Origin of the sequence: Pectinatus sottacetonis (assembly GCF_015732155.1) — a bacterium.
GTDB classification, from domain to species: Bacteria; Bacillota; Negativicutes; order Selenomonadales; family Selenomonadaceae; genus Pectinatus; species Pectinatus sottacetonis.
Genome location: NZ_WIQK01000001.1, coordinates 51574 through 66193, shown reverse-complemented (window position 1 = coordinate 66193; position 14620 = coordinate 51574). Strand labels below are relative to the sequence as shown.

At 38.1% G+C, this 14620-nt stretch carries 7 protein-coding genes; 4 read left to right on the top strand and 3 right to left on the bottom strand.

All coding sequences use genetic code 11. From position 1 onward, the window contains the following. Positions 1-43: 43 nt before the first annotated feature. Complete coding sequence (guaA, locus tag I6760_RS00260) at positions 44-1612, bottom strand: glutamine-hydrolyzing GMP synthase (protein ID WP_196592537.1); 1569 nt, start codon at positions 1610-1612, stop codon at positions 44-46. 188 nt (positions 1613-1800) lie between these two features. Continuing rightward, positions 1801-2766 (bottom strand): class II fructose-1,6-bisphosphate aldolase, encoded by a 966-nt coding sequence (gene fba, locus I6760_RS00255; RefSeq protein WP_196592536.1) that lies wholly within the window; start codon positions 2764-2766, stop codon positions 1801-1803. Between the two features lie 293 nt (positions 2767-3059). Here fba and typA point away from each other — a divergent pair, with 293 nt between their 5' ends. From typA to rpoC, 4 genes are all read left to right on the top strand, one after another. Continuing rightward, positions 3060-4874, top strand: a complete 1815-nt coding sequence (gene typA / locus I6760_RS00250; protein ID WP_196592535.1) for a translational GTPase TypA — start codon at positions 3060-3062, stop codon at positions 4872-4874. Between the two features lie 99 nt (positions 4875-4973). Continuing rightward, positions 4974-5474: a cell division protein SepF gene (locus I6760_RS00245; RefSeq protein ID WP_196592534.1), complete on the top strand. Its 501-nt coding sequence runs from the start codon at positions 4974-4976 to the stop codon at positions 5472-5474. 603 nt (positions 5475-6077) lie between these two features. Beyond that, a complete protein-coding gene (rpoB, locus tag I6760_RS00240; RefSeq protein ID WP_196592533.1) occupies positions 6078-9812 on the top strand; it encodes a DNA-directed RNA polymerase subunit beta in 3735 nt (1244 codons plus the stop codon). Between the two features lie 17 nt (positions 9813-9829). Beyond that, positions 9830-13792: a DNA-directed RNA polymerase subunit beta' gene (gene rpoC / locus I6760_RS00235; protein WP_196592532.1), complete on the top strand. Its 3963-nt coding sequence runs from the start codon at positions 9830-9832 to the stop codon at positions 13790-13792. 119 nt (positions 13793-13911) lie between these two features. Here rpoC and I6760_RS00230 read toward each other — a convergent pair whose 3' ends face one another. After that, positions 13912-14502 (bottom strand): peptidoglycan recognition protein family protein, encoded by a 591-nt coding sequence (locus I6760_RS00230; RefSeq protein WP_196592531.1) that lies wholly within the window; start codon positions 14500-14502, stop codon positions 13912-13914. Positions 14503-14620: the final 118 nt, after the last annotated feature.

Below are 14620 nucleotides of genomic sequence, written 5' to 3'. Positions count from 1 at the left end.
TTTTTAAAAGCCTGTAGCTATGCTATTTCCAGCCGTTATATTATTATTCCCACTCAATAGTAGCTGGCGGTTTAGAGGTGATGTCATAGACGATCCTATTAACACCAGGAACTTCGTTTACTATACGACGGGATATTTTATCTAAAACTTCATAAGGAATTCTGGCCCATTCTGAGGTCATGGCATCGGAGCTGGTGACAGCACGTAATGCTATAGTGTGACAGTAAGTGCGGCTATCACCCATGACACCTACAGATTTTATATTGGGCAGGCAGGCAAAGTACTGCCAGATTTTTTCGCTTAATCCGGCTTTGGCAATTTCTTCGCGGAATATGGCATCTGCTTCACGTGTTACAACAAGTTTTTCTTCAGTAATTTCGCCTAAAACACGTATGGCAAGGCCAGGTCCGGGGAATGGCTGGCGCCATACCAGATCATGAGGGATACCAAGCTTTTCCCCGACAGCACGGACTTCATCTTTAAATAATTCCCGCAAGGGTTCTATAAGAGAGAATTGCATATCTTCAGGAAGACCGCCAACATTATGATGGCTTTTGATGGTGGCAGAGGTCTTGGTACCGCTTTCTACTACATCAGGATAAATGGTTCCTTGTACGAGAAAATCTATTTGTCCTAATTTATTGGCTTCTTCTTCGAATACGCGGATAAATTCTTCACCTATAATTTTTCTTTTCTTTTCAGGATCAGAAACACCGTGTAATTTATTGAGAAATCGTTCCTGGGCATTTATACGGATGAAGTTCATATCAAATTTATCTTTAAATACTTTTTCTACTTGGTCTCCCTCGTCCTTGCGCAGTAAGCCGTGGTCAACGAATATGCAGGTGAGCTGTTTTCCTACAGCTTTATGAGTTATTACAGCGGCTACTGATGAGTCTACACCACCGGATAAGGCACATAAAACCTTTTTATTGCCTACGGATTTTTTTATTTCATTTATTTTACTTTCGGCAAATGCTTCCATACTCCAGTTTCCCTTTACTTCACAAATTTTAAAAAGAAAATTTTTCAGCATTTTTTTACCGAAAGGAGTATGTTCTACTTCGGGATGGAATTGTACACCGTATATCCTTCTTTTATCATTTGACATTGCGGTTACCGGACCAGTAGTGGTATGACCGATGATTGTAAAATCTACCGGTACCTTGGATACATAGTCACGGTGGCTCATCCAGCAGGTGTTTTCTTTGTCAATTGTATCGAAAATAACAGCAGAAGGGTCGAGTGTTACAGAGGTTTTTCCATATTCGCCTGTTTCTGCATGTGTTACTGTACCACCTAATGCATTGGCAATGATTTGGTGTCCGTAGCATATACCCAGAATAGGGACATTGATATCAAATATGCCATCAACTGCCTGTGGTGTATCTTTAGCATATACACTAGCAGGACCGCCAGTCAGGATTATTCCTTTAGGATTTTTGGCTTTGATTTTGGCAAGTGAATAATCATATGGAACAATTTCACAATAAACGCCACATTCTCTGACTCTGCGGGCAATAAGCTGATTATATTGTCCGCCAAAGTCGATTACTAGTACAAGTTCATTATTGTCATTCAAAATAGATCCTCCTAAGATATAAAAATTCATTAAGGATAAAATGTGATTTTATCTTATTAGCAACCATTATAATATATTATAAAAAAGAATGGCAGAAAAAGGTTTATGGTTGTTTTTATAAAAAAGAAATGCTCTCTTTATAGCAACAGTTTACTATGTATTACCGTTACCTGTAAAGAGAGCAATGAATTTTTTGTTGTATTTGTTAAACTATCAGATTAAGCTTGGCCTTTGCATCCAAGTACATCATCAATTTTATGTTTTACGAGTTCTTTGATATATGCTCTGGCTGGAGATAAATATTGACGAGGATCAAAATGTTCAGGATGAGCTGTCATATATTCGCGGATACCGGCAGTTAAAGCTAAACGCAAATCAGAATCAATGTTGATTTTGCATACAGCAGAGCTGGCAGCTTTCCTTAGCTGGCTTTCAGGGATACCAACAGCATCAGCTAATTTACCACCATTATCATTAATGATTTTTACGTATTTAGGAATAACGGATGAAGCACCATGCAATACAATAGGAAAACCAGGAAGACGTTTTTTTACTTCTTCAAGAATATCAAAGCGAAGTGGAGGTGGAACTAATACACCGTCTTCATTTCTAGTGCATTGTTCTGGTGTGAATTTGAAAGCACCATGGCTTGTACCAATGGCAATTGCCAGTGAATCAACACCAGTAGATTTTACAAATTCTTCAACTTCTTCTGGCTGTGTATAAGAAGAATCTTCAGCGGAAACATTGACATCGTCTTCAATCCCGGCAAGTCTTCCCAGTTCACCTTCAACTACAACATTTTTTTTGTGTGCATATTCAACAACACGTTTTGTCAATTCAATATTATCTTTGAAGCTATGTTTGGAGCCGTCGATCATAACGGAGGTGAATCCGCCATCAATGCAGGATTTACAGATATCGAAATCAGCACCATGATCCAGATGCAGGGCAATTGGTAAATCTGTATCTTCAATTGCTGCTTCAACTAATTTTGTAAGATAAACATGTTTTGCATATTTACGGGCACCAGCAGATACCTGAAGAATAAGAGGAGCTTGTTCTTCTTTTGCTGCTTCAGTAATACCCTGGATAATTTCCATGTTGTTTACATTGAAAGCGCCAATAGCATAACCGCCTTCATAGGCTTTTTTAAACATTTCTGTAGTTGTTACTTTTGCCATTTTTGTTTATACCTCCAAGTTTTTTATCTAAAGCTATATGAAGATTATAACACAATTATTGACTATTTGGTGTAATATAAAATATTTTTTATGATAAGATTGACCGTATTTATAGAAATTTATATTATTTGCAAATGTTAAAATTGTATTAATATTTGTTTAAATAAATTAAGCATATATAATTAGCTACTTATTATTATATATTATGATTGACAGTAATTACTTTTTATACTATGATTATGAAGATATACAACTAAATGAAGAATTGTTTCCTGGAGGAATGTAAGTTAATTATGAGTACTAATGAAAATCTTAGAAATATCGCGATAATTGCGCACGTCGATCATGGAAAAACAACTTTAGTAGATGCTATGCTGAAACAAAGTCATGTATTCCGCGCTAACGAACAAGTTGCTGAACGTGTTATGGATTCCAATGATTTGGAACGTGAACGCGGTATTACTATTTTATCTAAAAATACGGCTATTATGTATAAAGGTATAAAAATAAATATAGTTGATACCCCGGGACATGCTGATTTTGGCGGTGAAGTTGAACGTGTACTTAATATGGTAGACGGAGTCCTTTTATTGGTAGACGCTTTTGAAGGACCTATGCCGCAAACTAAATATGTTCTTAGAAAGGCTTTGGAACAAAAACTAAAGCCCATTGTTGTAATTAATAAAATAGATCGTCCTGATCAACGTGTGGATGATGTTTATGATGAAGTTTTAGAATTGTTTATGGAACTTGGTGCAGACGATGGGCAGCTTGATTTTCCTGTTGTTTATGCAGCTGCTCGCGATGGGATAGCAAAACTTTCTATGGACGATGAAAGTACTAATTTGGAACCACTGATGAATCTTTTGATAAAGGAAATACCAGCACCTCAGGGTGATGCTGATGGTCCTCTGCAGATAATGGTAACTACGCTTGATGCTGATGAATATGTTGGTCGTGTTGCAATCGGACGTATTATTCGTGGGCAGGCAAGGGAAGGTCAAAATGTAGTCATAATAAGTGGTGATGGAGAAAGAAAAGCTAAAATAGGACAGGTTTTCGTTTATCAGGGACTGAAACGTGTTCCGGTAAAAACAGCACCATTGGGAGAAATTGTGGCTATAACCGGTCTGGGAGATATAAGTATTGGACACACTATTGCAGATGCGGAAAATCCAGAAGCCCTGCCGGCAATTAATATTGATGAACCTACGTTGTCAATGACATTTGGTGTAAATACCAGTCCCTTTGCAGGCAATGAAGGTGATTTTGTAACATCACGTCATTTACGTGACAGGTTATTCAAAGAAACGGAAACCAATGTCAGTTTAAAGGTTGAGGAAACTGATTCGGCAGATACTTTTAAGGTTTCAGGACGCGGTGAACTGCATTTATCTATATTAATTGAAACTATGCGCCGAGAAGGTTTTGAATTACAGATTGGTAAACCAGAAGTAATATATAAGACTATTAATGGGCAGCTTTGTGAACCTATTGAAAATTTATCCATAGAAGTTCCACAGGAGTTTATGGGTACGGTAATGGAATCACTGGGAACACGTAAGGCAGAACTGTCTAATATGGTTGAGTTATCAGGCTATTTAAGAATGGAATTCACAATACCAGCACGCGGCCTTATCGGATTCAGATCGGAGTTTTTAACAAATACTAAGGGAAATGGCATAATGAATCACGTATTCCATGGATATGTACCTTATAAGGGAGATATTCCGGGAAGGGCACGCGGTTCTCTGGTTGCTTTTGAACGTGGTGAAACTACTGCTTATGGGATTTATACACTACAGGACAGAGGAACAATGTTTGTTGCCCCAAATGAACAAGTATATGAAGGCATGATAGTTGGTGAAAATAGCCGCGATGTAGATATTGATATCAACCCATGTAAAAAGAAAAATGTATCTAACATGCGTTCTAGTTCATCAGATGAAGCTATTCGCCTGACTCCGCCACGTATATTAAGTCTTGAACAGGCTTTAGAATATATAAATAAAGATGAACTTGTAGAAGTTACACCCAAAAATGTACGTTTACGCAAAGCAATTCTTAATAAACAGCAGCGCGGTCGTATGAGAAAAAATGCGAAATAGTTGCTAAAAAATTTTTTTTAGCAGGATATTTTAATTATATGTAGAATAACACACATAATGACTATAGGATCTGTTTTGTACTGTGTGGGGGTGATTTTTTTGAAATTGATAAACAAACTAGCTAATATATTGATGCCGATTGAAGAGATTGAAGAACCACTTGAAAATATGCCATTACAGCATGATTCTAACTCTGGTAAACAGCAGTCACAGACATCTGCTGAACAAGGAACTGCTATTCCACAGCAGAATACAGCTTCGGTATCAACTTCGTCTGTACGTACACATTTATCAGTTCACACCAATAATAAGGTTGCTGACATGCAGATATTGGTGTTTAAGATAAATGCGTTTGATGAAGTAAAAGCTGTGGCCGATGCATTAAAGCGTAAAAAAGCAGCTGTGGTCAATTATGAAAAAGTTGATGCTGAAACGCAAAGGCGTATTTGTGATTTTATTAATGGGGCATGTTATGTTATGAATGGGGCAGTTAAAAGAATTACTGCTTCCATGGTCTTATATGTGCCAGAAAACATTACTATTAATAATGGTATTGTAAGTGAAGCTGACAGCATGTTCAAAAAGGATATTGCCAGCTGACCTTGATAATGTATGTTTTTGCCTGAAAAACAGGAAATTAACACATAAGTTTGGCTTTATTAGATATATAGAATTTAGTTTGTTAATGCTTATCATATTAGGTAAGCTGCTACTTGAATGTCATAGATGTTAAAAGGCAGAATATGTATTATAAATAAAATTTTTTTATAAGAAATAGTACGGAATATTTTATGATATATAACTAAAAACCGTGAATACACGGAATAGCTCGCTTAAGACTGTAATGCAGTCTTAGCAAATGAAACTTTCATGTTGAGTTTGTTATAATGAAAGTATGATACAGGGCTTTCCTTCATTGATATGAGGGGAAGCTTTTTTACTAAAGTCGAAATGGCTGTATTTATTTGGACAAAATAATAAAATATTATTGACATAATATGTCATGTATGCTAAAATTGGATATTACAGAATGGCTAATTATCTGTAAAAGACAGAGGACCTATTGCAGATAAAATATATCAGGCGGGGTGTACAATGAAATATTATGAAATTAAGAGAGCAAGGTGTGAAAAATAATAACTGCCTTGCCTTTTTAATGTTCATTACTTTATTATTGTTTAAATGTGCTGAGGGGTGAAAATTTTGTTTAAACCTGTTCCGGTAGGAAAAAGAACAAGGTATAGCTACGCCAAAATTAAAGAAGTTATGGATATGCCGCATTTGTTGGATATCCAGAGAAATTCATATGAATGGTTTATGAAAGATGGGCTTAAAGAAATTTTTCATGATATTTCTCCTATTCAGGATTTTACGGGGAATCTTGTTTTATCATTTGAAACTTTTTCATTAGGTGATCCCAAATATTCTATTGACGAATGTAAGGAAAGAGATACTACCTATGCGGCACCGCTGCGTGTTAATGTACGTCTTATTAATAATGAAACTGGCGAAATAAAAGAACAGGAAGTGTTCATGGGTGATTTTCCGTTGATGACGGAAACAGGCACATTTATTATAAATGGGGCTGAACGTGTTATAGTAAGTCAGTTAGTACGTTCACCAGGAGCATATTATGGAGTGACAACAGATTCGACAGGAAAACAGCTTTATAATTCCACGCTTATTCCAAATCGCGGAGCATGGATAGAACTGGAAAATGATGCTAATGATATAATTTCAGTCAGAATTGATCGTACTCGTAAGCTGCCGGTAACTATTCTTATTCGTGCGCTTGGCATAAGTTCTAATCAAGCTATTGCTGAGTTGTTTGCCAATGACCCACGTATCGTAAATACTATGGAACGTGATAGTGCCATGTCCAAGGAAGAGGCACTAGTCGAAATCTATAAACGTCTGCGACCAGGTGAACCGCCGACAGTTGAAAACTCACAGGCACTTTTAGATGGATTGTTTTTCGACCCTAAACGTTATGATTTAGCTACTGTCGGGCGTTATAAAATAACAAAGAAACTTGGTTGGAAGCGCCGTCTTGCAGGGCATGAACTTACAGAACCATTGGTTGATCGTACTACTGGCGAAATAGTAGTTCCAGCCGACACTGTTATTGATATGTCTATGCTGGAACCTATAACTGTTGAACAGGAAAGAAATATCTTTGGTGATACTGATATGATCTCTTTTTATGTCAAAACCAAATCAGATAAACCAATGAAAATGATTTGTTCTTCTACTCTGGAATATCACCATCGTACGATAACTATAGAAGATATAATGGCATCTATAAATTATTTGCTTAATTTAATGGATGGTGTAGGAAATACAGATGATATTGATCATTTGGGAAATAGACGTGTTCGTTCTGTAGGTGAGCTGTTGCAGAATCAGTTCCGTATAGGATTGTCACGTATGGAACGTGTAGTAAGAGAAAGAATGACTATCCAGGATAATGAAGTTATTACACCGCAGGCACTTATAAATATTCGTCCGGTAGTTGCTTCTATAAAGGAATTTTTTGGATCAAGTCAGTTATCTCAGTTTATGGATCAGCATAATCCACTGAGTGAACTTACACATAAACGTCGTCTTAGTGCATTGGGACCTGGTGGTTTATCTAGGGAACGTGCTGGATTTGAAGTACGTGATGTCCATAATTCTCATTATGGACGTATGTGTCCTATAGAAACACCAGAAGGTCCTAATATCGGGCTGATTGGTTCTTTATCAACTTATGCACGGGTCAATCGTTTTGGTTTTATGGAAACACCTTATAGAAAAGTTGATAAAGTTAATAAAAAAGTTACTAATGAAGTACATTATCTTACGGCTGATGAGGAAGACGATATAGTAATTGCACAAGCCAATGAAAAACTTGACAGTAATGACTGGTTCTTGAATAATCGTGTAACAGCTCGTTTCCATGAAGAAACAAGCTTAATGCCGGCTGATTCTGTTGATTACATGGATGTGTCGCCAAAACAGGTTGTATCTATTGCTACAGCTATGATTCCTTTTCTGGAAAATGATGATGCTAACCGTGCGCTGATGGGGGCTAATATGCAGCGTCAGGCAGTGCCTTTACTTCGTACACAGGCACCTTTAGTAGGTACTGGTATGGAATATAAGGCCGCATGTGATTCTGGTGTTATGATTTTAGCGAGAAATGCTGGCGTGATTTCCAAAGTAACGGCAGATCAGATCGTTGTCCGTAAGGATAATGGAGAATATGATACTTATAAATTACAGAAATATCTGCGTTCCAATCAGGGAACTTGTATAAATCAATTACCAATTGTTTATAAAGGCGATAGTGTTTATAAAGGACAGCCGATAGCTGATGGACCGGCAACTGATCATGGCGAACTTGCTCTGGGGTATAATATAATAGTTGCTTTTATGCCTTGGGAAGGTTACAACTATGAAGATGCAGTGCTGTTGAGTGAAAAGCTGGTAAAAGAAGATATTTATACGTCTATTCATATTGAAGAATATGAATGCGATGCAAGAGATACAAAACTTGGAGCGGAAGAAATTACACGTGATATGCCTAATGTGGCAGAAGACACACTAAAGGATCTCGATGAACAGGGAATTATCCGTATCGGAGCAGAAGTTCGTCCTGGTGATATCCTTGTAGGTAAAGTTACACCTAAAGGAGAAACTGAACTTACGGCAGAAGAAAGATTATTGCGGGCAATTTTTGGTGAAAAAGCACGGGAAGTGCGTGATACTTCATTGCGTGTACCTCATGGTGAAGCAGGTAAAATTGTCGATGTTAAAATTTTTACCAGAGAAAACAATGATGAGTTACCACCGGGTGTAAATCAATTGGTACGTGTTTATATAGCGCAGAAACGTAAAATATCAGTTGGCGATAAAATGGCTGGCCGTCATGGAAATAAAGGGGTAGTATCCCGTGTAATGCGTGAAGAGGATATGCCATTTTTACCAGATGGTACACCAGTTAATATTGTTCTAAATCCATTAGGGGTGCCATCTCGTATGAATATTGGGCAGGTACTGGAAACACATTTAGGCATGGCTGTCCGTGAGCTTGGTATGCAGATTAAAGCCGGAGATCCGACAGTTGAAAAACGGTTACGGGAAATAGGATATGACTATGATGCCTATGGAATGCCTAAACCAGATGAAGCGGGACTTCATATTGCTACACCAGTTTTTGATGGGGCAAAGGAAAATGAAGTATTTGAAACATTACATGCATCAGGTTTTTCTGATGATGGTAAGACGATACTTTATGATGGCCGTACAGGTGAGCCGTTTGAAAATCCAGTAACAGTTGGCTGTGTTTATATGCTTAAACTGCATCATTTAGTTGACGATAAAATTCATGCTCGCTCTACAGGTCCTTATTCCCTGGTTACACAGCAGCCGCTGGGTGGTAAAGCACAGTTTGGTGGTCAGCGTTTTGGGGAAATGGAAGTATGGGCCTTGGAAGCATATGGTGCAGCATATACATTGCAGGAAATTTTAACTGTTAAATCTGATGATGTTGTAGGTCGTGTAAAAACTTATGAATCAATAGTCAAGGGGGAAAATATACCTGAACCAGGGGTACCGGAATCATTTAAAGTTTTGATAAAGGAACTTCAAAGTATTGGTCTGGATATAAAAGTCCTTTCGGAAGATGCACAGGAAATAATGATTCATGATACTGATGATGATCCTATTGAGCCTAATGCGGATAAATCAGCGGCTCCAGGGCTTCCTTTACCTCATGAGCCAGCAGTAGGACATGATGATAAAAAAACTGATAATAAAGATTCTGATGACAAAAAAGAAGATTTAACTGATGATGATATCATTGCGGAACTTGGTAATATGACTAATGAAGAGGATTTGAGCAGCACTGATAAAGGTAATTCATCAGATAATGATAATGACGATTATAATGAGTAGAGGGGAGTGACTACCCTTTGTTGGATGTCAATAATTTTGATTCCATGCGCATAGGGATTGCTTCACCAGAAAAGATAAGAGAATGGTCTTATGGTGAAGTAAAAAAGCCGGAAACTATAAATTACCGTACATTGAAACCGGAACGGGATGGCTTATTCTGTGAAAGAATATTTGGGCCTACACGTGACTGGGAATGTCATTGTGGTAAATATAAACGTATTCGTTATAAAGGTGTTATATGTGATCGGTGTGGTGTTGAAGTTACGCGAGCTAAAGTACGCCGTGAACGTATGGGGCATATTGAACTGGCAGCACCTGTATCACATATTTGGTATTTTAAGGGTATTCCAAGCCGCATGGGGCTTATTCTTGATGTATCACCTCGTTCTTTGGAAAAGGTATTGTATTTTGCATCATATATAGTTCTTGATGCCGGGGATACACCACTTATGAAAAAGCAGCTTTTGACTGAAAGTGAATATCGTGAGTATAGTGCAAAATATGGCAGTAATTTTAAAGTTGGCATGGGAGCTGAGGCAGTCAAGCAACTTTTGCAGGAACTAGATCTGGATAAGATGAGTGTTGACTTACGGGCTGAGCTGCATTCTTCTAGCGGGCAACGCAAAGTAAGAGCTATTCGCCGTTTGGAAGTTGTTGAAGCTTTTCGTAAGTCAGGCAATAAGCCGTCGTGGATGATAATGGATGTAGTTCCGGTAATTCCTCCAGAGCTACGTCCAATGGTACAGTTAGACGGCGGAAGATTTGCCACATCCGATTTAAATGATTTATACCGTCGTGTTATAAATCGTAATAATAGGTTGAAAAGACTGCTTGACTTAGGAGCTCCGGATATTATTGTCAGAAATGAAAAACGTATGTTGCAGGAAGCTGTTGATTCCTTAATTGATAATGGTCGTCGGGGTCGTCCAGTAACAGGACCGGGAAATCGTCCTTTGAAGTCATTAAGTGATATGCTTAAAGGTAAGCAAGGACGTTTCCGCCAAAACTTACTTGGTAAACGTGTTGACTATTCAGGTCGTTCGGTTATTGTAGTAGGACCGGAACTGAAACTGCATCAATGTGGTTTACCAAAAGAAATGGCGTTAGAACTATTTAAGCCGTTCGTTATGAAGAAACTTGTTAATGCTGGTATTGCTCATAATATAAAATCAGCAAAGCGTATGGTAGAACGTGTACGTCCTGAAGTGTGGGATGTTTTGGAAGAAGTTATTAAGGAACATCCGGTTCTTCTTAACCGGGCACCAACACTGCATCGCCTTGGAATACAGGCTTTTGAACCAGTTTTGACAGAAGGACGTGCGTTAAAGCTGCATCCTCTAGCATGTACAGCTTATAATGCCGATTTTGATGGTGACCAGATGGCTATTCATTTACCTTTATCTGCTGAAGCACAGGCAGAGGCGCGTATCCTAATGTTGGCTGCAAATCATATACTGGCACCTAAAGATGGACGCCCGATAATTGTTCCTACCCAGGATATGGTTTTGGGGTCATATTATCTTACGATATTAAGACCAGGTGCGCTTGGGGAGGGTAAAATTTTTACTGGTATTAATGAAGCACTGTTGGCTTATCAGGAAAAAGTTTTGGCACTGCAAGCAAAGATAAAAGTGCGTTTTAAAAAGTATGGAATGGTCAATACTTCACTCGGACGAATGATATTCAATGAAATACTGCCAGAACCGTTACAGTATTTTTATAAGGATAAAAAGACTGATGAATGGTGTTTGGGTATTCGGATGGACAAAAAAGAGCTTGGTAAACTGGTAGCAAAATGTTATAAAAAATTAGGCGGCAGCCAGACAGCTGTTGTTATTGATGGCGTTAAAAACTTAGGTTATCATTATGCATGTATAGCCGGTATGACAGTTGCTATTTCTGATATAATTGTACCACCAGAAAAGAAGAAAATTATCACAGCTACAGAAGGCGTAGTAAATGGGGTAGAACGTCAGTTCTCTCGTGGATTGATAACGGAAGAAGAACGCCATAAAAAGGTCTGTGATCTCTGGACTAAGGCAACTGAAGATGTAACAGATGCTATGATGAATAATATGAGTCCGTTTAATCCTATATTTATGATGGCTGATTCTGGGGCTCGTGGTAATAAACAACAAATGCGTCAATTAGCAGGTATGCGCGGACTTATGGCTGATCCGTCTGGGAATATTATTGAACTGCCGATCAAAGCTAATTTCCGTGAAGGGCTAACGGTATCTGATTACTTTATTTCATCACATGGTGCCCGCAAGGGGCTGGCAGATACAGCACTTCGTACAGCTGATTCTGGTTATCTTACACGTCGCCTTGTTGATGTGGCACAGGATGTTATAGTACGTGAAGAGGATTGTGATGTCGTAGGCATAAATCTTGTACGCGAAAGGGCAAAACTTGCTACATCATCGTCAAATGCTGTTTCTATGTTGGCACCTACTCTTGTGGGGCGTATACTGGCACAGGATGTGGCAGATCCCAAGACGGCGGATATTTTGTTCAGCGCAGATACAGTTCTTGATAATGCTATGCTCAAATCAATTGGCGAACATGGTGTATCACAGATAACTGTAAAAGGTTCATCGAATGCAGACATTTGTGGTAGTGCAGCATCCAGTGAAATAATTTCGCTGGGCGCGCCAGAAGAACATGCCCGCGCAGCTATTAAAAAAGCTATGATGCGGGAAATGCTCGGTAAAAAAATAACAAAAGATGTTTATACGGGAAATGGGGATGTCCTGGTTTCAGAAGGAACGGCCCTTACAGAAAAAAATATAGAAACTATATTACAAAGTGATGCTAAAGAAGTAAAAGTTCGTAATAATAGTATTCGCGGTATTGAAGTTGAAGCAATAAAAGAAGGCAATGGCGTTATCGAGCCATTAAAAGAACGTATTGTTGGTCGTGTACTGGCAGAAGATATAGTTGATCCTAAGACAAATGAAAAAATAGCTTCATTAAATGAAACTATTACAGATGAATTAGCAGATAAAATATGTGCTGTACGGGAAAAAGTTTCAATACGAAGTGTACTGACATGTAAATCACAATTTGGTGTCTGCATAAAATGCTATGGTCGTGATTTGGCTAATGCGACTGAAGTTAATATTGGTGAGGCTGTTGGTATTATTGCAGCACAGTCTATTGGAGAACCAGGAACACAGCTGACTATGCGTACATTCCATACTGGCGGTGTGGCAGGTGAAGATATAACTCAAGGTCTGCCGCGTGTCGAAGAATTATTTGAAGCACGTAAACCAAAACATCATGCGATTATTGCTGAAATAGCAGGAGATGTAACTATTACAGAAGATAAGGGTATGCGTGTTGTCGTTATAACGCCGGAAGAAGGAGAACCGCGTGAATATCAGATACCTTATGGGGCACGCTTGGTAGTTCGTGATAAATCTACAGTAAAACCAGGAGACAAGCTTACTGAAGGATCTATCAATCCGCATGATATTTTACGGGTGTGTGGCTTGAAAGAAACACAGCGGTATCTTGTTTATGAAGTGCAGAAAGTTTATAAATCACAAGGTGTTGAAATAAATGATAAGCATATAGAAGTAATGGTAAGACAGATGTTGCATAAGGTAAAAATAGAAGACTCTGGTGACACTGAATTTTTGCCAGGGGAATATGTTGATATAAATACATTTGAGACAGCTAATGCCAAGACAATAGAAAATGATGGTATGCCAGCTGTAGCACATCCTATACTGTTAGGGATAACTAAAGCTTCGTTAGCAACGGATTCATTCTTGTCTGCAGCTTCTTTCCAGGAAACGACACGCGTTCTTACTGATGCAGCCATAAAAGGAAAGGTAGATCCTCTTATTGGATTGAAGGAAAATGTAATAATTGGTAAACTTATTCCGGCAGGAACGGGCATGAGTCGTTATCGCAATATTGAAGTAAAAGAGCTTGATAAGATCGATGATGCAGCTAATACAAATACTAAATAGTTTTATTGTAGATATATTTAAATGTAAAAGCCCTCTAGCTGTAAAATTCACAGCTAGAGGGCTTTTACGCATTTGTTTAAGCAAGAAAATCCCAAAGGTTATCAAAATAGTGTCTTATCCTATAACAGTTTAAAAACATTTTGGCGAAAATCGTCTAATTGGGCATAAAAATTTTTCCCCGGGCATAAAGTTTGGTTAAAATCTTTGTGTCCAAAGATAATATTATCACTGGGGGATAAGCGATAAAACTGACAGAGAAAGGCAGTTAACTGTATCGCTGACGCCAGTTGCGGCTGAGTAGGAAAGAAGCGTTCAAAATCTCCTACGATATTGATGCCGACAGATGTTTCATTGTGTCCATAACAATGGGCTCCAATAGTATCACGGGGACGACCTCTTTCTATTGTTCCATCTTTGCGGATAACATAATGATAACCAATTCCTGCCCATCCTCTAGCAAGATGCCATTGATGGATTTCTGCAGCAGATACGTCTCTGTTCGTATCTCCAATATGATGGAGAATAATCATATTAGTTTCGGTACGGTTTTCTAACGGCATGACAAATTTTAAATATGTTTCTTTTACATAAGGAGAAGATACCATATGGCTGCTTGAAGCAAAAGCTTTGGCAGTAAAATGTGAATTTGATGCTATTAGCAAGCCAGTAAGGGAAGATAGTGCATAATAGATAAATTGTCTACGATTCATAAATTAAAAACCTCTTAGGATTTCTGCGGAAATAACCAGTGCAGATTTTTAAGTAAATGATACTGATATTTTATTGACAAAACATACTTGTTAATTATATTATGTCTAAAGTGTATCT